The following is a 22,907-nucleotide window of genomic DNA, read 5'->3' on the forward strand; positions in this document are numbered from 1 at the left end:
GCCGTTTTCGGCCCGAACAATCTGGATCAGGTAGCGCAGTAAGGGTGCGCCTCCGGCTCGATCCGGTTCACGCGGGTCGAATTGCATTGCCAGTTGTGAATTGCCTCTCTTGCTAGCGTCGAAACGGGTTTTCCGCAACCGCTCAATTGCTTGGACAACAAATTGGGTCGGGCTGCCGAAATGGCGGATTACCGCCGTTAAACATCGTTATCAGACTGAATTTCAATCCTGACATTAACGAAATTGCATCGTTGCATTCTAATCGGCGGCGACTTAGGAACGCTTCCTATAATGAAAACGGAGGGTGTGTGATGGGGAAGCTGCTCAAGGTGATTCTCGCGGGGACCGCGCTTGCCGTCCCAGGGATGACTGGTATCGCTTCGGCGCGGGCGCAGGATGCCCCGCCGGCGGCGAGCAACGGCGATATCGTCGTTACTGCCCAGCGGCGTAGCGAAAAGCTGGTCGATGTGCCGATGTCCATCGTGGCCCTCGATGCCGAGGCGCTATCCCAGGCCGGCGTGTCCAACACGTCCGACCTCACGCGGGTAGTGCCGGGCGTGGCGATGACATTCTACGGCTCGTTCCTGCAACCGGCGGTGCGCGGCATCACGTCCACGGGCGCCAATCTCGGCGAAAATTCCAATGTCGCCATGTACATCGACGGGCTTTATCAGCCGCAACAGATCGCCACGCTCATCGATCTTCCCGACGTCCAGCAGATCGAGGTTCTCAAGGGACCGCAAGGTGCGCTTTACGGGCAGAATGCCACGGGCGGCGCCATTTTGGTCTCCAGCCTGATGCCCAGTTTCACCGCGACCGGTAAGTTCAGCGCCAGCTACGGCAACTATAACGATGTGCAATTGCGCGGCTACGCTTCGGCGCCGTTGTCCGACACGGTTGCGGCAAGCCTGTCCGCCTCTTATCAGGATCGCGACGGGTTCCGCCGCCAGGTCGTGACCGGTCAGCGGGACCTGGGGCTCACAGCCAAGGTTGTCCGGGGTAAGCTGCTGTTCAAACCCAGTTCCAGCTTCAACGTCACCGCCACGGCCTACTACGCAGAGCGGCGCGACTCCTCGATGTATGCGGGGTTCGCCATCAATGGTAACTCGATCGGTCATGCAGCCGACCTGAGTGGCCTGCTGGGCCCGGACCTGGGGCCGTTGTTCCCCATTCCGGCAACTCCCGACGCCACCAAACCGGGTGAATTCTCGACCTCTCCCGACGTGTTCACGAAAATCCGTTCCAAGGGCGCCAGCCTTCGGGCGCAACTGGATCTCGATGCCGGTACGATTACGTCGATCTCGGGACTGACCAGCAACCGGATCATCTACCTTTCCGATGTCGACGGCACGGCAGCGAATATCGGCGAAGCGCGAGCGGAGCCGCTGACCGGCCGCTACTTCGTGCATGACACCAACTTCGCCTCGCGCAGGTTCGGCGCGTTCGAATTCCTGGTCGGCGCTTTCTACCTTGATGGCAACGAGACGTTTGGCAACAACATCTTCGACATCTTCGTGCCTACCGTTCCCCCGTCGCCCAAGGTCCTGCTCGCCCCGCTCAACCAGTACGGCAAGGTCGAGAAGCAGATCATCGCGGGATACGGCGAGATCACCGTCAAGCCTGTCGAAAAGCTGACGCTGACCGCTGGCGGACGCTACACCAAGGAGCGGCAGAAGACGTTTTCGGATACGCTCAATGGCGTGACCCTGCCCGAAGTGGTTCCCTATCCGGGCAACCCCGTCACCTTCAGCAAGTTCACGCCGCGTATCACCGCCCGCTATGAACTGACGTCCGACACCAATGTTTATGCAAGCTGGGGCAAGGGGTTCAAGAGCGGCGTGGTCAACACCACCGATTACTCGCTCGATCCCGTCAAACCCGAGACGATCACGGCATACGAAGTGGGCGTGAAGGGCCGGATCGCGCGGACCGTGCGCTTCGGCATTGCGGGCTTCTATTACGATTACACGAACCTGCAAGCCGTCGTCTATGTTCCGGGTAAGGCGTATATAACGCAGAACGCCGCTGCCGCCCGGGTCAAGGGCGTCGATTTCGACCTTAGCTGGGAAGTTACACCGGAACTTACGTTGTCGGGCGGAGGGGCGTTTCTCGATGCCAAGTACACCGATTTCCAGAACGCCGCAGCCTTCGTGTCAACGGGCACCGGAAACTTGCAGATCACCACCGACCTGAGCGGCGCGCGGCTGCTGCGCGCGCCCAAATTCAGCGGTAATTTCAGCGCCAACTATGCGATCGAGACGAGCGCGGGGCGGATCGGCGCCTACGGTTCGCTTTATCACACCAGCAGCTACGGGATGGAGCCTGGCAATCGTATCAAGCAGGGCGCCTACACCACGTTCGACGGCGAATTGTCTTTCGCGCCTTCGGGGATCGAAGGCCTGCGTCTGGTGCTGTGGGGAAAGAACCTGACTAACAAGGCTTACCTCGCCTCGACCCTGACATCGACGCTGGGAGACGTGGGCAGCTACGCCCCGCCGCGCACTTTCGGTATTCGCGCTGAATTCGGCTTTTAGTACAGACATTGCGCCCCGCAACCTTTGTTGCGGGGCAAAGGAGGATTACCGTGCAGACCCACTGGCGCCTCGCCCTCATGTTCAATGCACCCGGCGCGGACTTAGTGCCGTTCGCAGCCGCGCTTCGTGCTGGCGTAGAGGCGATCCGCCATGCCGCCGATGGTTGCCCAGTACGCATCGGGGTGGCCGACCGGCATCCTGATCTGGGCGGCAAGGAACCCGTTGTCGGCGCGCGCGAGGCCGGGGAGACGGACGGGGCGGTCGAAGTCAGCATCCCCAATGCCCGCGTGAGGGACCTTGACGCGATATGCGCCGCACTGCGGCCGCTCGTAGAGGAGATCGCGGAGGGAGGATCAATGCAGGTCATGACCGGGCCGATGTTCCACATGGTCCCGGTCAGAGCCGGCGGGCTGTTTCTCAGCCTGGCATTCCGCCGAGATCCCGGCACCACGAATGCGCAGTTCCGCCAGTGGTGGCACGACCAGCATTCCGGCATCGCGATCCCGGTACTTGGTGAGGGACTGCTCGCCTACGACCAGGTCCACGTCGATCACGACATGTCGCGCCGGCTGGCGGGGGCGTTTGGCGTGCCGGACGCCGAATACGACGCCTACGACAACCTGACGTGGGAGGATCGCGATGCCTACCTTCACTCGATCAGCGATCCCGTCGCCATGGCCACGGTGCTCGCTGACGAGCAGGGTCGCATCGACCATGCCAGCATGCGCCACGCGCTGATGGTGGACATCGGCTGAATTTTCCAAGGACCATACATGTCTAGACTAAACGGGCGGACTTGCCTGATAACGGGTGCATCATCGGGCCTTGGGGCGCACTTTGCACGGGTCCTCTCCTCTGCCGGCGCGCGTGTCGTGCTGGCGGCACGGCGCAAGGAGAAGGTGTCGTCGCTGGCGCAGGACATCGAAGCCGCGGGCGGCGACGCCCTGGCGATCGACATGGACGTGACCAGCGAGGCTTCAGTAATCGCGGCATATGACGCGGTCGCGGCGGCCGACTTCGGTTCGATCGACACGATCATCGCGAACGCCGGGGTTTCTGCGCCTGGCCGCTCGACGGAAGTGACGGTCGAGGCCCTGCGAGCGGTGTTCGACACGAACCTGCTTGGCGTCTACCTCACCGCTCGGGAAGGGGCGCGACGGATGCTTGCCGCCGGTGTGCGCGAAAGCCGGCGTGGGCGGATCGTGCTGATCGGTTCGATGGCGGCCGATGTCTCGCTGCAAGGCGAGGCGGCTTATTGCGCCAGCAAGGCGGGGGTCGCTCACCTGGGGCGCAATCTGGCTCGCGAATGGGTGCGCCAGGGCATCAACGTCAACGTCGTCCAGCCCGGCTTCATCGCGACCGAGATGGCCGCAGACTGGTTCGCCAGCGAAAGCGGCAAGACGCAGATCGCGGGTTTCCATCGGCGCTCGCTGCAACCCATCGGCTCGCTTGACGAACCGGTCACCTATCTCTGCTCCGACGCCGCGCTGCATACCACCGGCGCCGTATTCACCATCGACGACGGACAATCGCTATGACCATCAGTGCCCGCGCTCTCGAAATCGCCGACAAGGTGGAGGCTTTTGTCCGGCAGACAGTCATCCCATATGAACAGGACCCACGCCGCGATCATCATGGCGCGCCGCTCGACGAACTGGTCTACGAGATGCGCGACAAGGCCCGCGTCGCCGGCGTTCTGACGCCGCACGTCCTGCCCGATGGCAGCCACCTCAACCAACGCGAAACGGCCGTGGTGCTGATTCGCAGCGGCCTGTCCCCGCTCGGCCCGCTGGCGTGCAACACGATGGCGCCCGACGAGGGCAACATGTACCTGCTGGGCAAGGTCGGCAGTCCCGCACTCAAGGAGCGGTTCCTCAGGAACCTGCTCGACGGACGCGGTCGCAGCGCTTTCTTCATGACCGAACCGGCCGAGGACGGGGGCGCGGGCTCCGATCCCTCGATGATGAAGACGACCTGCCGGCAGGACGGCAACCACTGGGTGGTCGATGGCCGCAAGACCTTCATCACCGGTGCGCAAGGCGCTTCGGTGGGTATCGTCATGGCCAAGGCAGAGCAGGGCGCATGCATGTTTTTGGTGGACCTGCCCGACCCGGCAATCCGCATCGACCATGTGCCTAACACTATCGATACGTCGATGCCCGGCGGCCACGCCACAATCACGATCGACAACCTGCGGGTCCCCGCCGATCAGATGTTGGGCGAAGCGGGCGAGGGCTTCAAGTACGCACAGGTCCGCCTGAGCCCCGCACGCCTCTCGCACTGCATGCGCTGGCTGGGCGCCTGCATCCGCGCGCACGAGATCGCGACCGATTATGCCAACCGGCGCCAGGCTTTCGGCAAGGTCCTCATCGATCACGAAGGGGTGGGTTTCATGCTTGCCGAGAACATGATCGACTTGAAACAGGCCGAACTGATGATCGACTGGTGCGCAGGCGTGCTCGACACCGGCTCGCTCGGGACGGTGGAAAGTTCGATGGCCAAGGTCGCCGTGTCGGAGGCCTTGATGCGGATCGCCGATCGCTGCGTTCAGGTACTTGGCGGGACCGGTGTCACCGACCGCACCGTGGTCGAACAGGTGTTCCGCGAGGTGCGGGCCTTCCGCATCTACGACGGCCCGACCGAGGTTCACAAGTGGAGCCTTGCCAAGAAGATCAAGCGTGACTGGAAGGCAGCCCATGCCGACTGAAGCCGATTCCAACGAAGGTGCGGGCGTGATCCGCACTGCGGTCGACGAGGCGGCGCTGCTTGCCTGGCTGCACACGAACGTCGCGGGTTTTGCAGGGCCGTTGACGATCGACCAGTTCAACGGGGGGCAGTCCAACCCGACCTATCGCCTCAGCACGCCTGCGGCACGTTACGTGCTGCGGCGCAAGCCGCCGGGCGCGATCCTGAAGGGCGCCCACGACGTGCTGCGCGAAGCCAGGGTATTGTCCGCACTCGAACCTACGCCGGTGCCGGTCCCGCGCATCCTGGGAACGTGCAACGACCCTGCGGTCCTGGGCAGCGATTTCGTCGTGATGGAAATGGTCGAGGGCCGCATCTTCTGGGACGCGGCTTTTTCGCAAGTGCCGCGCGATGAACGCGGGCGCTACTACGATGCCATGAACGCCGTGATCGCGGCCATGCATTCGCTCGATCCGCAAGCTGTCGGTCTCGGCGATTTCGGACGCGCTGGAAACTATTTCGAGCGGCAGATCGGGCGCTGGTCGCAACAGTACCTTGCCGACGATCTGGCAGGGCGCGACCCGGACATGGATGCCGTGGTCGAATGGCTGCCAACCGCCATTCCCCCCGATGACGAGACTCGCCTCGTCCATGGCGATTTCCGCTGCGACAACATGATTTTCCACCCGACCGAACCCCGCATTCTGGCGGTTCTGGACTGGGAGCTTTCTACTCTGGGGCATCCGCTCGCGGACTTCGCCTATCACGCGATGATGTATCGCATGCCCTCCGACATCGTCGCCGGGCTGGGGGGAGCGGACCCGGTGCCCCTGGGCCTGCCGACCGAGGAAGACTACATCACTGCCTATTGCCGCCGGACGGGCCGTGAGAGCATCGCGGACTGGAATTTCTATATGGCGTTCAGCTTCTTCAGGCTGGCGGCCATCTTCCACGGGATCAAGGGGCGGGTCCTGCGAGGCAATGCATCCTCGGCCAATGCGCGCGAGCGTGCAGAAGCGTTTCCGCGTCTTGCCCGGCTGGCCCGGGAAGCGATGGATCGTTGCATGGCCAGGTAGACCATGCTCTCATCCCCGCCCGGTCGGAAGTACTGATCGACATCCGATGCCGGGGCGGGAGCTACGCTCAACCCGGTTCGACGACCTTCTTGGGGACGTTCGCCACCTTTGGCAGGTTGCTCGTATCCATGCCGTAACCGAACTTGCGGAAGTTCTGGTTATGGCACAGGTGGTGCAGCGAAAACGCCTGGTCGATCGCGTTCATCTGGCCTTGCGTGTCCAGTGTCTTGTTCACCGCTTCCTTCGCCAGCTTAAGAGCGAAAGCCGGTTTCAGCGCGATGCGTTTCGCCATGGCGAGCGCGAAGTCGTCAAGCTCTTCGCGCTCGACCACGTGATTGACCATGCCGAGCCGATGCGCTTCCTCCGCGCTCCAGATGTCGGACGTGAACAGGAACTCCTTGGCCTTGCGCGGACCCAGTTCCCAGGGGTGGCCGAGCCATTCGACGCCCGACACGCCGAACGTCACGGTCGGGTCGGAAAACTGCGCGTCCTTGGCGGCGACTATGATGTCGCACACCCAGGCGAAGATAAGTGCGCCGGCAATGCATTTGCCCTGCACGGTGCAGATCGTCGGCTTCGACAGATTACGCCAGCGCCGCGCGGATTCGAGATAGGCTTCCTTTTCCGCAGCGTACCAGCCGTGGGTATAGTCCTCTGCGAAATCGCTCCAGGTGCTGACCCCGGGGCTGTTGGCCTGCACCGCCGCCTGATAGTCCGCGACCGTGTCGGCAATGTCATGCCCGGCGGAGAAATTGCGACCGTCCGCGCCCAGGATGATGACTTTGACGGCTTCGTCGCGCACTGCCCGGTTGAAGGCCTCGTTCACGTCGAAGATCAACTGCGGGTTGATCGCGTTGTGCTTGTCGGCACGGGCGAGGACAATGCGGGCCACGCCTTCTGCCGGGGTTTCGTAGCGGACGGTGCTCTGGGTCATGCTCGTGTTCCTTGGTGAAGCGTTCAGGCGCCCGCCGGGGCGGTGTTGAGCGTGGGGGGAACGGCGGTCTTCCATTCCTCGTGGCGGCTGGCCGCGATTTCGGCGGCCTTGTCCCAGAACGCGGCGCCTTTCGCCAGATTGACGAAGTTGAAGTGCGAGGCATGGCGGAATTCCAGCAGTTCCGCGCCGTCCGGGCCAGGCTTGTACGTATAGGGGACCCCGGCCGGGATGAAGACCGTATCACGAGGGCCCAGATCCTCGGTGCCCAGCCGGAGCGATCCGGCGATGATGTAGTAGAGGCAGTCGGTGTCGTGGCTGTGCAGCGGCAGCGGGTAGTCCTTCTTGAACCACACATGCGTGAGGCTGAAGCCGGGCAGGTTGCACAGCACGCGCACTTCCTCGCCGTCGAGGAAGCCGGCCCCCACCAGCTTATCCATGCCGGCCCGCTGCACCGGGGTGAACGGCTCGATTGACATGCACCCTTCTTCCATCAAACCCTTGGCGTCGGCGGCACGGAAGATCTGGAATGTCGCGGGTGTCTGGGTCGAGCCGGTCATGGTGTTATCCCTTTTTGCTGCCGATGGTCGCGAGATGGGCACTCATCATCTTGAGATAGGAGGGCTGCAGCATGAGCGCGCTGTTGGCCATACGCTCGACGGAGGCGGCCTGGGCCGCCGGCAGGTCGGCGCACAGTTCGATCGCGAGCTTGGCGGTCCCCACCATCTCGCCGTTCTGCTGCGCCAGGTGACGGCAGAAGGCCATAACGTCTTGTTCGAACGTCTCGTCCGGGTAAATCTTGTGGACCAGGCCCATGATCCGCGCTTCTTGCGCGTCGACTGGCATGTTGGCCATGATGAGGAGGCGGGCCCAGTGCGGGCCGACCAGACGGGTGAGCCGGCTTACCCCGTTGGTGGCAGGCAGGACGCCGAACTTGGCTTCGGGAAACGCATAACTGGCGCTGGCGGCGGCCAGGCGGAAATCGCACGAGAGCGACATTTCGAGACTGCCGCCGACGCAGCGCGCCTGATGCGCGACGACGAAGGGTTTTTCGATCGCCTCCATCTCGTCCCATACCTGGCGCATCCGCGTCGGTAGGCGCCGGTGCGCCTCGCGGATTTCGGAGCCGGTCGTCGGCGCCCCGGTAGCCTCGCCGCCTTCCTTGAGGTCGGCGCCGGACGAGAAATAGCGGCCGGTCGAACGGATCAGCATGACCTTGAGTTCGGGCGTGTCGCGGAAACGCTCGACCGCGCTTTCCAGCGTGCGCATCAGTTCGATGCTCATCGCATTGAGTTTCTCAGGGCGATTAAACGTGGCGATCAGGATGCCGTCGTCTTCGCTGACCAGCAGATGCGGGGCTTCGCTCATGATTGTGATCCTCAGGCGCGGGTGCGTGGCAGGCCGAGCGCGCGTTCGGCGATCATCGAGCGGTGCACCTCGCTGGTGCCGCCGTAGATCGTCGTGCCGTGCGCGTGGCGATAGCACTGGTTGAGGAAAGATGCAGGCCCTTCGCGCTTTGACAGCGACAGCGGGGCGGTCAGGTCGAGCAGGTCGCGCGAATCGCTCTGGAACATCTCGGACGAGAACAGCTTGGCCATCGGCCCGAAGGCATGGCCGGGTTTCTTCTCGATGCTCGACCATTGCGCACGGTAGCCGATCATGCGGGCCGCCCATACGTGGGTCAGCGCGCGGGCGAGGCGGGTCTGGGCGACCGGGTCCTCGATCAGCGGGCGGCCGTCATCGCCCGCGATCTCCCGGCACAGGTGCTCCGCCGCCTCGACCATAGCCTGCTGCACCTTGTCGAAGCCGCCGCCGTGCTCCATTTCCAGCGCAGCGCTCATCGTGCGCACACCGCCATCGACATCGCCCAGGCGCCAGCTGTCGGGGACGTGGACGCCGTCGTAGAAGGTGATGTTCGTGCGCTCGTCCTGGAAAGTGTAGACGGGCTGGATGGTGACACCCTCGGCCTTCAGCGGCACGATGAACATCGTCAGGCCCTTGTGCTTGGGCACGTCCGGGTTGGTCCGGCACAGCATGAGCACATAGCTGGCGAGGTTGGCGCCGCTGGTGAACATCTTGGTGCCGTCGATCCGCCAGTCGTTGCCGTCCGGGATCGCCTTGGTCTGGGCGGCGAAGACGTCGGAACCGGAAGCAGGTTCGGAATAGCCCAGGCTGCAGATGGCTTCGCCGCTCAGGATGCGCGGCAGGACCTCGCTCTTCAGCTCGTCGCTGCCGAAGCGGTGGATCATCAGCGCGACCATGCCGGACACCCCGGCGGCCGGCGTGGTGTAGCCGATATCCTCGAGCGTGTTGGCGGCGGCAGTGCGCGCATAGCCACTGATCTTGCGGCCGGTGAGTTCTTCGGGCAGGCCGGGATAAAGCAGTTTGTGCTCAGCCAGCATCGTTTGCACCTCTGGCACTACGCCTTCCCATGAATAGTGGAAGCGGGCGCGCATTTCCGGGGTGACGTGTTTGTCGAACAAGGCGTGGATTTCGGCCGAGATCGCCCCGGCTTCCTCGCCCAGGTCGAAGTCGACCGGCACTTCGCCGGCGTCCGGCAGCGAGGCGGTTTCACCGGCGTAGAGCCTGCGGCCGACCTCTTCCAGCAGGCGCGCCGGGTCGCCCATCGCCAGCGGCCATGCCTTTGCACGCAAGTTGAACAGGAAGATATCGTACTCGGTGGTGAGGCCGTATCCGCCAAACGTATGCAGGGCCTGTGTTCCCGTGCGGCCGGCCGTGTCGCTGCTCCACCACAGTGCGGCCGAGATCGTAGCGGCTGCCTCCGGGTGTCCGTCCGCGATGTCGCGGATGGCCTTCCACACCAGGAGCCGGGCGCCGTCCACATCGCACAGCAAGTCGGCGAGAGGGTGGGAAATCGCCTGGAACGTGCCGATCAGCTGGCCGAACTGCTTGCGTTCGCAGGCGTAGGCCGACGCGAGCCTGAGCGACTCGCGGCTAAGCCCGACGAGTGCGGTTGCCATCAGCAACTTCCATTCCTCGATGGCGGCGGCAAAGTGGGCCAGGGCTTCGGAGCCTGAGGCGAGCACCGTGGCTTCCAGCACCGCCAGGTCGATTTCGGCGATCGGGGTGGAGGCAAGGTTCGCTTCGGCCTTGCGGGCCGTTTCGGGCACGGCGACAAGAATGATCTCATCGCCCCGACGGGCCACGATGGCCTCTGCCACCGCGCCGCCTGCGACCCACTGCTTCGGCCGCGCCGTAATGTCGTGCCGCGCCAGGGTCACCACGGCCTCACCGGCGATCACCCGGTCCAGCAGGTCTTCGGTCGCATCGCCGCCGAGCAGGCCGAGCAGGCGGGCGCTTACCAGGGCTTCGGCGATCGGTCCCGATGCCAGAGTGCGGCCAGCCTCTTCCATCAGAAGGATCGCCTCGAACAGGCCAAGACCCATCCCGCCCGCTGCCTCTGGCACCCGCATCGCGAAGGCGCCCAGGTCCGCCAGGCCGCGCCACAACTCCGGGTCGTGGCCCGAGGCGTCAAGCGCGTTGCGGACCTGCGCGGTGGTCGAATTGGAGTCAAGGAAACGTGCGAAAGTCTCGCGGACCATTTCCTGTTCTTCGGTGATCTCGAAATTCATGAACTGCACTTCCTGTCGAGGGCAACGGGTTCCGGGCTTACGCCGCGTTGAGGACCGTCTTGATGAAAAGCCGCAGCTCGCGGTCGATCTGCGTACCTTCTGGCGCGCCGGGAAATCCTGTGTGCGGCCCGGCCTCGGTGACGTGGAGGGTGGCGGGGACGTCTGCCTGACGTAATGCGCGATGCATGCGCACGGTGTTCGACAGGTAAAGGTCGCGGGTGCCGGTGGTGAGGATCGTGGGCGGGAAGCCCTTGGTGAAGTCTCCGAACAGCGGCGAGAGATAGGGGTGCGCCAGGTCATGGCCATCTGCGTAGAGCAGGTTGACCTGCATCAGGCTGCGCAGGCCGGGATCGACCCCATCATTGGTGTTAAAGCTGTCCCCGGATTCCGTGAGATCGACTTCGGGGGTTCCTAGGATCAGTCCCGCGGGCAATGGGAGCCCTTCGTCGCGGGCGCGCAGCATCAGGGCGGCAGCGAGGTTGCCTCCGGCCGAGCCGCCGCTGACGACTATCTGATGGGGCGCGAAATCGCGCAGCAGCGCGCGGTAAGCTGCCATGCAGTCATCCAGTGCAGCGGGATAGGGATGGTCGGGCGGCATCCGGTAATCGACCGACCAGACCCGCCGTTGCAGCCGGATCGCGGCTGAAGTGCCCATGATGCGGCACAGTTCGCCACCGCACAGGATCAGGCCGCCGCCATGGATGTCCAGAACGATGCCTCGATCCGCCACCGAAAGACCGGGAGGGACGATGTCGTAGATCCGCACGCCGTCCACGTCGCGTTCCTGCGTGGTGGCGCCGGCGTCGATACCGGCGCGGCCGAGCATCGGGGCCAGGCCTTCGTCGATGGCTGTCACGTAGGAACGCCACCCGGCGCGGTCATCGAGCGCCGGCATCGGGCCCGAGCCGCCCTGGGGCGCCAGATAGGCCTGTGCCACGGGGCTGAGATATGCGGGCACCGGAAGCGTCCGCGCGGGCAGGTGGAACCCGCCGCCGTCGATGGAGCCGCCGGCATTCCCGGCCGAGGCGATCAGGTGCCCCGCCGCCTGGATCATTCCGGCCTTGGTCAGTGCGTCGCACGCGGGCATCTCGGGAGAGCCCGATGCGGCGCGGATGGCGTCGATCACGTTTTGCGGGGTGTCGCCTTCCAGCTCGTAGATTGCCATCAGCGTCCACTGCGGGGCCTCATCGATGTCGTAAACGCGCTGGAAATCCATGCGAAACAGCTTGCCGCCGATCACGCCGGGCATACGGCACACATCGGCGAGATGACGGTCGCGATACCACGCGACGAATTCGTCCTCGCGTCCAGGTACCGCGCGCGAGAGGATGGTGTAGTGGAAGCGGCTCATGCTGCGAAAGTCCTCTCGCCGCTCCGGGGCAGGTGATGGCAAGGCTCCGGCATCGGGCGCGACTCGGCCTGCGGCAATATCGAAATGCCCATCGCTGTCATGACTTCGCCCAACTCCCATCCTTCCGCTCGTGCCACCAGCCGGTAACGACGTCTTTCGCCCTCGTTCCGTGCCGACGGCATCTGCGAGTTCTATCTGTTTGTAATGCACATAGCGACATGCATTTGGGCTGGCTAGAGACTGTTTTCAGATTTATGGCTTGGGCAACCACTGGGAAAGGTATTTGCAATGACGACGGCGATGGGCGGAGCCCCGCAGGCAGGTGCGGATCGCTGGACGGTTCGCCCCGACGGCTCGAACTGGGGTGATTTCGGCCCCGATGACCAGATCGGCCGGCTTAACCTGATAACGCCCGAGCGCCGCCGCGCCGCCGCCTCGGAAGTGCGGGAGGGGCTGGCGTTCTGCCTGTCGCTGCCGCTCGATTGCCCGCGTTTACCCCTCAACCCGCGCCGGTTTCCGCCCGAGCGCAGTTTCTCGATGCGCGGCGAGGACCCGGTAATGAACTATCCCTATGGCCGGGCGATCCCGGGGATGAAGGAGACCGTCTGCGACGACCGGGTGGCACTGAGTCTGCAATATTCCACCCAGTGGGATGCGCTCTGCCACATGGGGTACGAATTCGACGCGAGCAGCGATGGCGAGGAGGCGGTCACCTACTACAACGGGTTCCGCGCCGAAGAGCACGTCTGCGGACCGGTCGATTACCTCCACGGCGGCGAGGCGAAGCCCGGTCCCCATGGCGCCTTTGCGCTGGGCATAGAGCGTATCGCGGAAACCGGCCTGCAGGGGCGCGGCGTCATGGTGGACTTGTTCGCGCATGTGGGGCTGGAGGCGGTGCCCGTCGGCTACGACGCCTTGATGGGCATTCTCGAGGCGGACCGCGTCATCGTGGAGCCGGGCGATGTACTTTGTCTGCGCACGGGTTTCGACCGCGCCCTGCTGGGGCAATACAATGGCGGCAGCGACGCGTTCGACCCGCATCGCTGCTCGGGGCTGGACGGGTTCGACGAGCGGCTGCAGCGCTGGATTGCCGACAGCGGCGTCGCGGCGCTCGTGTCGGACAATGAAGCGGTAGAGGCAATGCCTGATTTCGTGCGTGAGGATGCCCACGGCGCCCGCGTGCCGCTGCATCACCTGTGCCTGTTCAAGCTGGGAATCCCGCTGGGCGAAATGTTCCTGCTCAGTGACCTCGCCGACTGGCTTCGCGCCAACGGGCGCAGTCGCTTCCTGTTCACCGCCCCGCCGCTGCGCCTGCCCGGCGCGGTCGGCTCGCCGGTCACGGGCGTCGGTACGGTGTGATCAGCCGGCGCCGACCAGTTCGAAATCCTCCAGCCGTGGGGCAGCCATGCATTCGATGAAATGACCGTAGCTCCAGGGCCAGACCTGGGGCACGCCCTTTTCGTTGAGATACCAGCTGGTGCAACCGGAAGCAAAGACGGTGCGCCCGGCCGCTTCGTCGCGGGCCACTTCGTATCGTTCGAGGGCTTCGATGCGCGGGGCAATGCCCTGGCATCGCCCGGCCCGGACCTGGTCGAGCAGCTGGTCGAAATAGCCCCACTGCTTTTCGGCGATGTCGATCAGGGAAAAATTGCCGACCGGGCCAGTGGGGCCGTTCAGCAGGCACAGGTTGGGGAAGCCGGGCACCGTCACCGCATAGTGCGCGCGCGGCCCTTCGGCCCAGAGGTCTTCCAGGTCCAGGCCGCCCACGCCGCGGACCGTCATCGGCCGTACGAATTGATCCACCTTGAAGCCGGTGGCGAGCGCCAGCACGTCGAGCTCATGGAAGGTGCCGTCCTTCATCCGTACCCCGGTCGGCTCGATTCGCTCGATCGCGCCTGTCTCGACGTAGACCGCCGGCTGCTGGACCGCATCGTAGTAGCGCGACGAAAAAACGAGGCGCTTGCACGCGGCTCGATAATTCGGGCGCAGCTTCTCGCGCAGTGCCGGATCGCGGACGCTGTCTTCCAGATTGCGCGCGACGATGTCCTCGATCTCGGCCAGCTCTGTGGATTCGGCGTCGATGATCGCGGAGGTGAAGCGATTGCGCCGGGCCTGCGTTTCCGGGCCGTTGCGCACATTCTCGATCGCGGCGGGATCGGTGCGGAAGTCCAGCTTCTCCTCGTTTGTGTAAGTCTTGTCGATGGCGGGCATGATCCATTGCGGCGAGCGCTGGAAATGGACCAGCCGTGCTGCCCGCCGTGCCAGTGCCGAGACGATCTGCACGCCGGTCGAGCCGTTGCCGATCACGCCGATGCGCTTTCCGTCGACCGGCACAGAGTGGTCCCAGCGGGCACTGTGGAACCACGGCCGCTCGAAATCCGCCAAGCCGGCGATGTCGGGGATGTGGGGGTGGTGCAGCACACCGGTAGCGGCGACGAGGACCTGCGCCTGATCGATGTCGCCTGCTTTCGTCGTGACGTGCCATTGCCCGTCGCGCCATTCGCAGGCGGCGATCTCGGTGTTGAACCGAATGTGAGCGGCGAGATCGTATCGGTCGGTCATACGTTCGAAGTAGCCGCGGATTTCCTCGCCCGGCGCATAGAACGCGCTCCATTCCGGGTTCAGCGCAAAGGAATAGGAATAGGAATGGGCAGGGGTGTCGCACGCTATGCCGGGATAGGTATTCTCGCGCCAGGTGCCGCCGACCGAGGTGCCTTTTTCGTAGATCACGAAATCGCTTTCGCCGCGCTGTTTAAGCCGGATCGCGGCCAGCAGTCCGGCCATCCCCGCGCCGATGATGATCGTGCGCAACCCGCCGCTCGCTACGTCCTGCATTCCTGTCCCTTCGTTCTTGTGCGGCCAGTGGCCTTTTGCCGGGGATCGCCCAATCCAGCCGTCAATGCAATGCTATAGATGCATTCGAGTAGTTCAGGTGGCCGTCTCGCTCGGCGATAGGGAGGGATAGGGCCCCAGGATGAGGAACATCGTGGCGGAGACCAGGCAGATCGGGATCGCGGCCCACATCGCCGGGACATAACTGTGCAGGGCATCGTAGCTGGCGTTGAACACAAGGGGTCCGTTGGCTGCCGCCAGACCGATAAGACCGCCCATGGTGCCGAACAGGAAGCCGAAGTTTTCAAGCCGGAAGTAGCGGGAGGTCAGATAAGCCATGATGTCCAGTTCCGCGCCCAGCGACAGACCGAAGATGAGCACGGCGATGGACGCCGCAAGCAGCGATCCCGGGTTATGGATCAGGATCAGCAGGCCGATGATCGGAAGCGACACGCAGACGGCGGCGAGGAACCGGCCATTTTTCCGGTCGAGCAACATGCCGATCGCGAGGCGACCGCCGATCGACGACAGGCCCAGCAGCGATGCGGTGCCCGCCGCCTGCGCCCGGGTCAGCCCGTTCGATGACAGCAGCGGGACGAGGCTTACGCCGAGGGTAACCACCACGGCGGCGATCGACACCCCTGCCAGCGCCAGCTTGGCGTAGCGAAGGGTGAGTATGCCGCTGTCGCGCAGCCTGCCCGGCGCGCGACCGGCCGCAGACGCCGGGGATCCGGCGCGGGACAGGCGTTCGCGGTCACGCGCGCTGGATAGGAAGAACCACACGAGGGGAAGGGTGAACAGCGCCCAGATGCCGCCAAGCGCTGCCCAGGCAAGGCGCCAGCCGAACTCTTCGATGAGCGCGTAGGTAAGCGGCGGAATGATGATCGAGGCGATGCTGGCACCGCATAGTGTCACAGCCAGTGCGAAACCCCGGCTATGCGTGAAGACGCTGGTAACCGCTGCCGTCCAGACCGAAGGCTGGATCAGGACGATGGCGATGGCGACCACCACCCACAGCGCTCTCCAGTTCCAGATCTGCGGTCCGGTCAGGCCCAGCATCGCCGTGGCAAGGCACATGGCGATGACGGCAGCGATGCCAAGCCGGCGCGGTCCCAGGCGATCGACGAACAGGCCGGTGAAAGGGGCGCACAGTGCGCCTGCCAAAGCCGCGATCGCATTTCCCGATACGATCTGCGCCCGGCTCCATCCGAATTCCTGCTGCAAGGGCTCAATGAACAAGCTGCTCGAATACGACAGCAAAGCCGATGTCGCGACGCCGGCACAGGCGGCCAGAACGATCCCCCATCCCCCCCGCCACTCAGCCAGAGGCGTATTGGGGAGGCTTGCATATCCATCGCACGCAGCCGTTTTTTTCATACCCATCCCTACAATGCCATTTTTGCATTGCATAATCATCGCGATCGGTCTTGTCTGCCCTAAACGGCGCAATGGATGCCGCCAGACTGCAGCGCGGCAGCGCACTGGTGCTCGCTTGGCCACAAAACTCGCCGGGGCGATGTGGGCGTAGTCCGAAAATGAACGGGATCGAGGAGTTGAAAGTGTCAATCATGTCGGCAGATGCGGGCGGCCATTCCGCCGTGACGGCGCACGCGGCGCCGGGTGATCCGCTGGTTGCCAGGCTCCTGGGCCCCGACGGGGTCGCTGCGCTCGAAACGATCGAACTGGGCGGACGGCTTCGGCAGGTGTTCAAGGGCGCCCCGCGCACGCTGGCCGGTATATATCGTCAGGCGCAGGCGTATGGCGACCGTGTCATGGTGGTGCAGGACGACGTGCGCCTGACGTATGCCGAGGCGTTCGCGAAAGCAGCCGCGCTTGCCGATTCGCTGCAGGCCCGGTTCGCAATCGGCCCTGGCAGCAAGGTGGCGGTCGTGATGAGCAATCGCGCCGAATGGATCGTCAGTGTTCTGGCGATTACCGCAGTGGGAGGCGTCGCGGCGTTGGTGAACAGTCGCGGCGTTGCGGCGGAAATGCTGCGTGCGATTGCCACGGCGGACTGCGAACTGGCCATCATCGACGCCGACCGCGCGGATATCATTGCCGCCGATACTCCGGATCCCACATGGCCGCGTATCGTGGTGGGGGAACCATCGTCCGGCCTGCGGGACGGGCAGGATGCGGACTACGGCGAACTTACATCGACCAAGGCAGGCAGCGTGTTCGCGGCGCATGAATCTCATCCCGATGCAGGCGGTATCGTGCTTTTCACTTCCGGCACCACCGGGTTTCCCAAGGCAGCTCTTCTGAGCCAGGGCGCGTTGGCGAACTCCGTCGCGATCGCGTGTTTCATGGGGCTGGTGCAGGACGTGCGCTACGAGCAGGAAACCGGAGAGGTGCTGGCGCCCGAGCGCCGCTCGATGGCGACCCCCGCGGTGATCCTGGGGCCGATGTTCCACCTGTCGGGGATCATGCCGATCTTCCGCGCGATCAGTCTGGGCACGACGATCCACATCATGACCAAGTGGAACGTCGATATCGCCTTCGACATGATCGAGACGGTCGGCATGAGCCGATTGTCCTTCGTCCCGGCAATGCTGTGGGACATGCTGCGATCGCCGCGCGCGACGCCTGAGACGCTGGGCAAGGTCGCCTACATGGCCAATGGCGCAGCCGCGCTCAATCCGACCTTGCTGGCCGAAATCCGGCGGCGAATGCCCAACTGCCTGCTTTCGAACACCTATGGGCAGACCGAGACGACCGCATGGACCTGTTCGATCAGTGGTCAGGCCTACCTCGATAACCCTTCGTCCTGCGGCTGGGCCGCGCCCACGGTCGAGGTCAGCGTACGGCGCGACGACGGCTCCGAGGCGGACGTGGGCGAACCGGGCGAACTTTGGGTCAGCGGCGCCGGGCTGATGACCGAATACCTTGGCGATCCGAAAGCGACCGCCGAGGCGTTGCAGGATGGCTGGCTGGCTTCCGGCGATGTCGCTACCATCGACGCGCAGGGCATCGTCACCATCGTGGACCGCAAGAAGAACATGGTGATCTCGGGCGGGGAGAACATCTACTGCGCCGAGGTCGAGCGCGTGCTGGCGGACCATCCGCAAGTCGGCGACTGCATCGCTTATGGCCGTCCCGATCCGCGCCTTGGCGAGCGGCTGGAAGCGACCGTGATGGTTGCCGCCGGATCGGCCGTGGGCGAAGACGACATAAAGGCGCACTGCCGCGCGAACCTCGCCATCTACAAGGTCCCGCGCACGGTACGCATCATACATGAAGCGCTGCCGCGTACCGCCTCGGGCAAAGTGGACCGCGGCAAATACCTCAAGCAGATCGCGGCGGGCTGACCAATGGCCTTTGCGTTCATCCGCTACGAAGTCGCCAACCGCATCGCCACGATCACTCTCGCGCGGCCGGAGAAACTGAACGCGGTGAACGGCGCGATGGTGCGTGAACTGATCGCGGCGTTCGAGGCGGCGGACAGCGACGATGCGGTGGGAGCAGTAATCGTCACCGGTGAAGGTCGCGCGTTCTGCGCCGGCGCCGACTTGTCGAGCGGATCGGAAAGTCTTGTCGCGCCGGGCAGCGCTGACCTGACCGGGCCCGATGGGACAGTCGACTATGCGAACGAGCGGATGCGTGAGGTCGGTGGGCGGCTGGCGCTCGTGCTCTATAACTTGCGCAAGCCAGTGATCGGCGCGATCAACGGAGCTGCCGCCGGGCTCGGGGCCACGCTGACGCTGCCGATGGATATCCGCATCGCCGCCGAGGAAGCCCGTTTTGGCTTCGTCTTCGCCCGGCGCGGAATGGTACTGGAAACGGCAGCTTCGTTCTTCCTGCCCCGCATCGCCGGGATCGGCACGTCGCTGGAATGGTGCATGTCTGGACGTATGGTCGATGCGGCCGAAGCGTTGCGGCATGGACTGGTCAATGCGGTCGTGCCGCAAGGCGATCTTCTCCGCGCGGCCGAGCGCCAGGCGCGCGAGATCATCGACAACGCCGCGCCCGTAGCCGTGGCCCTGGTTCGCCAGATGCTGTGGCGGGGGCTCGGCATGGCGCATCCCATGGAGGCCCATCGCATCGAGAGCCGGGGCATCCACGCCCGCTCGCGTTCAGCGGACGCATCCGAGGGGGTCCGTTCGTTCCTGGAAAAGCGCCGTCCCGCATTCCCGGATCGCGTGTCCCAAGACATGCCCGATTTCTATCCCTGGTGGGAGGAGCCACCTTACGCATGACCGCCGCGGCCGCGGCGGCGCGTGCCTGTGAAAACAAAAAACGAGGATGCCAAGATGAGCGATTTGAATTTCGACGAGGTTTTCGACTTCGTCGTGGTCGGAAGCGGCGGCGGCTCGATGTGTGCCGCGCTGGTCATGCGCAAGGCAGGCAAAAGCGTCGCGATCCTGGAAAAGACCGATCTTATCGGCGGCACGACCTCACGCTCGGGCGGGGTACTTTGGATTCCGAACAACCCCTTCATGCGCGAGGAAGGGATCGAGGACAGCTACGAAAAGGCCATGGAGTACATGGAGGCGACAGCGGGCCAGTCGCTCGATGCGCCGGGTACCACGCTGGAGAAGCGCCGTGCCTACGTGACCGAGGCGCCCAGGATGATCGACTTTCTCGTCGAGCAGGGAATCAAACTGCGCCGCTCGCCATCCTGGCCCGATTACTATGACGAGCGTCCCGGCGGCTCCGTGCCCGGGCGCACGGTGCTCGCTGACCTGTTCGACACCAACGAACTGGGCGAATGGAAGGAAAGGCTGAGGCCCAACTTCATGGAAATTCCCGCTTACCACAGCGAAGGCTTCGAAATCTCGACCTTCAAGTCATCGTGGAAGGGCAAGCTCGCGATGCTGCGGGTCGGGCTCCGGGTTGCGGCGGCGAAGCTCACGGGAAAGTCGTGGACGACGGCGGGCGGCGCCCTGCAGGGCCGGATGCTGAAGGCCGCGCTAGGAGCGGGGGCCACCTTGCGGGTCGATTCTCCGGTCAAGGGGTTCATTCTGGAGGGCGGGGCGGTGAAGGGCGTCGTCACCACGAAGGATGGGCGAGACTGGCGGATCGGATCGCGCTCCGGGGTGCTGGTCAACGCCGGCGGCTTTTCGCAGAACCAGGCGATGCGCGACAAATACATGCCCGGCACTTCGGTCGAATGGACGGCGGCGGGGCCGGGAGACACCGGCGAGATGATCGAGAGCATGGAGGCGATGGGCGCGGCGCTGGCGCAGATGAACGAGCGGGTCGGCAACCAGATGACGATCCCACCGGGGCATGAGAACACCAACGGGCAGGGCGTGGGGATCGGCGCGGTCAGCGGCCAGATGAACTATGCCAAGCCCCACTCTATCGTCGTCGACCAGACCGGCGTGCGCTACATGAACGAGGGCGGCTCGTACATGGCGTTCTGCCAGAACGTGCTCAAGCGCAATGAAACCGTGCCGGCGCTGCCGAGCTGGTGGATTTCGGACGAGCAGAGCATGCGCAAGTACCTGTTCTGCGGCACGATGCCGGGCACGAAGAAGCCGCAGGAATGGTACGATTCCGGTTTCCTGTTCCGTGCCGACACGATCGAGGAACTGGCCCGATTGATCCAGGTGGAGCCTGAGCAACTGCGCAAAACTGTCGATCGCTTCAACGTCGGCGCGCGCAAGGGCCGCGATGACGAGTTCCGGCGCGGGCAGCGGGCCTATGACGAATGGCTGGGCGACCATTACCATCACCCGTCCAACACATTGGGCGCCATCGAGCAGGGGCCGTTCTACGCCGCACGCGTATGGCCCGGTGATGTGGGTACCTATGGCGGCGTCGTCACCGACGTCCATGGGCGCGTCCTGCGCGAGGACGGCAGCGCCATCGAAGGGCTCTATGCTACCGGTACCAGCACGGCATCGGTGATGGGCCGCGTCTATCCGGGAGCAGGGTCGAGCGTGGGACCCTCGTTCGTGTTCGGCTACATCGCCGCGCGGTATGCGGCGAATGCCGGCAACATGCCCTGACCGGCGCGGGCGGACTGGCGTCAGGTGCGGATCAGCGCCGGCGCCAGTTCGCGCCACGCGGGCAGCAGTGCGCGCACATCGTTGGCTCCCGGATTGGGGCCGACGACCTGAAGGCAGACGTGGTCAGCGCCCGCTGCGAAATGCGCATCCACCCGCTCGCCGATGACCTGCGTATCGCCGCAAGCGAACAGGGCATCAACCAGCCGGTCGCTGGTGGTCGCGATATCCTCTTCGCTGAAACCCAGTCGCCGCCAGCTGTTGGCGTAATTTTCCAGCCTGCCGTAACCTTGCACATAGGGGCGCGCGATGTCGCGTGCGCGTTCGCGGTTCGCCTCGAAGACCACGCCCTGTTCAGGGGCCAGTAGCGGTCCTGCCCCCAGTGCTTCGCGTGCGATGGCGGTATGTTCGGGAGTTACCAGGTAGGGGTGCGCTCCGAGTGTGCGATCCCGCGCGAGTTCCACCATCTTCGGACCAAGCGCGGCCAGGCAGGTGCGGTCCCCAGGGACACCCGCATCGCCAAGCTGTGTCAAATAGTCCTTCATCGCCGATAGCGGCTTGCGATAGGCCTCGCCCACCGTCGCCCCGTGGCTGACGCCCAGCCCGAGCAGGAACCGCTCCCGATGCTCGGCCGGCAGGCCATTCCACCAGGTCGCTACGTCGGCTGCTTCGTGCTTCCAGATATTGAGGATGCCGCTGGCAATGGTAGCATTCCCAGTCGCGCCCAGCAGCCGATCGAGATCGCCCAACAGGTCGCCGCCCATGGCGCCCGGTATCCACAAGGTCCCGTAGCCGAGTTCGTCGAGTTCGGTCGCCGCATCGACGATGGCGTCAGGGTCGCCGAAGCGCAGCTCCATCGACCACAGGCCGATCCGGCCCAGTCCCAAGTGCGGCTGTGTATTGTTCGGGTTCATTGTGGGTCCGGTGAAGAAAGTTCTGCTGCGAACGTGGCGTCGGGCCCGGTGCGCGCGGTGGTGACCCTCTCTATCACCGTGCGGGTGTGCTCGGCTACGGTGCCCCAGGCGCTTTTCAGTCCAAAAGCGCGCTTGAGGAAGAAGTGCACGTCGGCCTCGTGCGTGATGCCCATGGCGCCGTGAACCTGGACGGCGGTGCGTGCGGCAAGGTCCGCTGCCTCACCGGCGGCGATCTTGGCGTGAGCGACACGGGCACGCGAAGCGGCAATGGCCAGCGGTAATTCCGCGGCGGCGGCATGGACGACGGGACGGGCGAATTCGATCGCGACCTGTGCGCTGGCGACCAGATGCTTGACTGCCTGATAGCTGCCGATCGGCTTGCCGAACTGCGTGCGATCCTTGGCATAGGACACCGACATGTCGATGCATCGCTGGCCAAGGCCGATCATCTGCGCGGCCGCGAGAAGCGCCCCGCGTTCTGCGGCGAGGGCCCAGTCTCTTCCGACCAGGGTCGCGCTGGAGGGCGTCCATTCGACGGTGAACAGACGTCGGAAACTGTCGAAACTGTCCTGCCGCACGAGACTGACTGCTTCGGCTGGCACGAGATGGATTTCCTCGCCATGCCCCAGCAGCAGCGCCGAGGCCTGGTCGGCATCGCCGACGAAGCTGTTGGTGGGATGGCCGATCGCCACGAAATCCCCGCTCGCGGCGCGCTCCAGCCACCCGTGATCGTCGGCGAGCGAGGCGAGCAGGGGAATCGTGACCCCGGCCAGTTCGATCAATGGTTCCGGAAGCCCGACGTAACCGGCCGCCTCAGCAATCCCGACAAGGTCTGTCAGGCCCAATTCCAGCCCGCCGGCGCTTTCGGGCGCCATGATCCCGGGCAGGCCCATCTCGCAGATGGTAGACCAGCGCCCGGCGTCGCGCGGGTTCCCGCTTTCCAGCAGCTTGCGCAAGTCTGAGGGAGTGCAGGTTTCCAGCAGCATCTCGCGTGCCGCCTCGGTGATGGCCGCCTGATCTTCGGTGAAGGCAAAATGCAT

General features: G+C 64.6%; 18 protein-coding genes. 9 read left to right on the forward strand and 9 right to left on the reverse strand.

Features of this window, described 5'->3' with window-relative positions:
• The first annotated feature begins 311 nt into the window (after positions 1 to 311).
• From V474_RS20010 to V474_RS20030, 5 genes are read left to right on the forward strand one after another with little or no spacing between them, the layout of a single operon-like run.
• Positions 312 to 2,534: a TonB-dependent receptor gene (locus tag V474_RS20010; protein ID WP_059153170.1), complete on the forward strand. Its 2,223-nt coding sequence runs from the start codon at positions 312 to 314 to the stop codon at positions 2,532 to 2,534.
• 50 nt (positions 2,535 to 2,584) lie between these two features.
• Positions 2,585 to 3,289, forward strand: coding sequence for an EthD domain-containing protein (locus V474_RS20015; protein WP_148649486.1), 705 nt, complete (start codon positions 2,585 to 2,587; stop codon positions 3,287 to 3,289).
• A gap of 18 nt (positions 3,290 to 3,307) precedes the next feature.
• Entirely contained in the window at positions 3,308 to 4,072 is a 765-nt protein-coding gene (locus V474_RS20020) for an SDR family NAD(P)-dependent oxidoreductase (protein WP_059153172.1), read from the forward strand.
• Entirely contained in the window at positions 4,069 to 5,241 is a 1,173-nt protein-coding gene (locus V474_RS20025; RefSeq protein WP_059153173.1) for an acyl-CoA dehydrogenase family protein, read from the forward strand. The genes V474_RS20020 and V474_RS20025 overlap by 4 nt, the downstream gene beginning before the upstream one ends.
• Complete coding sequence (locus V474_RS20030; RefSeq protein ID WP_059153174.1) at positions 5,231 to 6,295, forward strand: phosphotransferase; 1,065 nt, start codon at positions 5,231 to 5,233, stop codon at positions 6,293 to 6,295. Before V474_RS20025 ends, V474_RS20030 begins: the two co-directional genes overlap by 11 nt.
• Before the next feature lie 67 nt (positions 6,296 to 6,362).
• Here the strand turns inward: V474_RS20030 and V474_RS20035 are convergent, their stop codons facing one another.
• From V474_RS20035 to V474_RS20055, 5 genes are read right to left on the reverse strand one after another with little or no spacing between them, the layout of a single operon-like run.
• On the reverse strand, positions 6,363 to 7,229 hold the full coding sequence (locus V474_RS20035) for an enoyl-CoA hydratase (RefSeq protein ID WP_059153175.1): 867 nt from the start codon (positions 7,227 to 7,229) through the stop codon (positions 6,363 to 6,365).
• 23 nt (positions 7,230 to 7,252) lie between these two features.
• On the reverse strand, positions 7,253 to 7,786 hold the full coding sequence (locus V474_RS20040; RefSeq protein ID WP_059153176.1) for a cupin domain-containing protein: 534 nt from the start codon (positions 7,784 to 7,786) through the stop codon (positions 7,253 to 7,255).
• Positions 7,787 to 7,790: 4 nt separating this feature from the next.
• Positions 7,791 to 8,594: an enoyl-CoA hydratase/isomerase family protein gene (locus tag V474_RS20045; protein ID WP_059153177.1), complete on the reverse strand. Its 804-nt coding sequence runs from the start codon at positions 8,592 to 8,594 to the stop codon at positions 7,791 to 7,793.
• Between the two features lie 11 nt (positions 8,595 to 8,605).
• A complete protein-coding gene (locus V474_RS20050) occupies positions 8,606 to 10,819 on the reverse strand; it encodes an acyl-CoA dehydrogenase (protein WP_059153178.1) in 2,214 nt (737 codons plus the stop codon).
• 37 nt (positions 10,820 to 10,856) lie between these two features.
• The gene (locus V474_RS20055; RefSeq protein WP_236711355.1) at positions 10,857 to 12,170 is read right to left on the reverse strand and encodes an alpha/beta hydrolase; all 1,314 of its coding nucleotides are present in this window, start codon (positions 12,168 to 12,170) and stop codon (positions 10,857 to 10,859) included.
• Between the two features lie 288 nt (positions 12,171 to 12,458).
• On the opposite strand from V474_RS20055, the gene V474_RS20060 reads away from it, so the two are divergent.
• On the forward strand, positions 12,459 to 13,529 hold the full coding sequence (locus tag V474_RS20060) for a cyclase family protein (protein ID WP_201786075.1): 1,071 nt from the start codon (positions 12,459 to 12,461) through the stop codon (positions 13,527 to 13,529).
• Here the strand turns inward: V474_RS20060 and V474_RS20065 are convergent, their stop codons facing one another.
• Both V474_RS20065 and V474_RS20070 read right to left on the reverse strand, forming a co-directional pair.
• The gene (locus V474_RS20065) at positions 13,530 to 15,005 is read right to left on the reverse strand and encodes a flavin-containing monooxygenase (protein ID WP_059153179.1); all 1,476 of its coding nucleotides are present in this window, start codon (positions 15,003 to 15,005) and stop codon (positions 13,530 to 13,532) included. It lies immediately after the preceding gene.
• 93 nt (positions 15,006 to 15,098) lie between these two features.
• The gene (locus V474_RS20070) at positions 15,099 to 16,418 is read right to left on the reverse strand and encodes an MFS transporter (RefSeq protein ID WP_082699908.1); all 1,320 of its coding nucleotides are present in this window, start codon (positions 16,416 to 16,418) and stop codon (positions 15,099 to 15,101) included.
• A 152-nt stretch (positions 16,419 to 16,570) separates the two neighbouring features.
• Here V474_RS20070 and V474_RS20075 point away from each other — a divergent pair, with 152 nt between their 5' ends.
• From V474_RS20075 to V474_RS20085, 3 genes are read left to right on the forward strand one after another with little or no spacing between them, the layout of a single operon-like run.
• Positions 16,571 to 18,310, forward strand: coding sequence for a class I adenylate-forming enzyme family protein (locus tag V474_RS20075; RefSeq protein ID WP_059153181.1), 1,740 nt, complete (start codon positions 16,571 to 16,573; stop codon positions 18,308 to 18,310).
• 3 nt (positions 18,311 to 18,313) lie between these two features.
• A complete protein-coding gene (locus V474_RS20080; protein WP_059153182.1) occupies positions 18,314 to 19,198 on the forward strand; it encodes a crotonase/enoyl-CoA hydratase family protein in 885 nt (294 codons plus the stop codon).
• 54 nt (positions 19,199 to 19,252) lie between these two features.
• Positions 19,253 to 20,956 carry an FAD-dependent oxidoreductase gene (locus V474_RS20085; protein ID WP_059153183.1) on the forward strand — a complete coding sequence of 568 codons (1,704 nt, stop codon included), beginning with the start codon at positions 19,253 to 19,255 and terminating at the stop codon, positions 20,954 to 20,956.
• Positions 20,957 to 20,976: 20 nt separating this feature from the next.
• On the opposite strand, the gene V474_RS20090 is transcribed toward V474_RS20085, so the two are convergent.
• Positions 20,977 to 21,867, reverse strand: a complete 891-nt coding sequence (locus V474_RS20090) for a TIGR03620 family F420-dependent LLM class oxidoreductase (protein WP_059153184.1) — start codon at positions 21,865 to 21,867, stop codon at positions 20,977 to 20,979.
• Positions 21,864 to 22,907 carry an acyl-CoA dehydrogenase family protein gene (locus V474_RS20095; RefSeq protein ID WP_059153185.1) on the reverse strand — a complete coding sequence of 348 codons (1,044 nt, stop codon included), beginning with the start codon at positions 22,905 to 22,907 and terminating at the stop codon, positions 21,864 to 21,866. Before V474_RS20095 ends, V474_RS20090 begins: the two co-directional genes overlap by 4 nt.

It is taken from the genome of Novosphingobium barchaimii LL02 (genome assembly GCF_001046635.1).
Taxonomy (GTDB): domain Bacteria; phylum Pseudomonadota; class Alphaproteobacteria; order Sphingomonadales; family Sphingomonadaceae; genus Novosphingobium; species Novosphingobium barchaimii.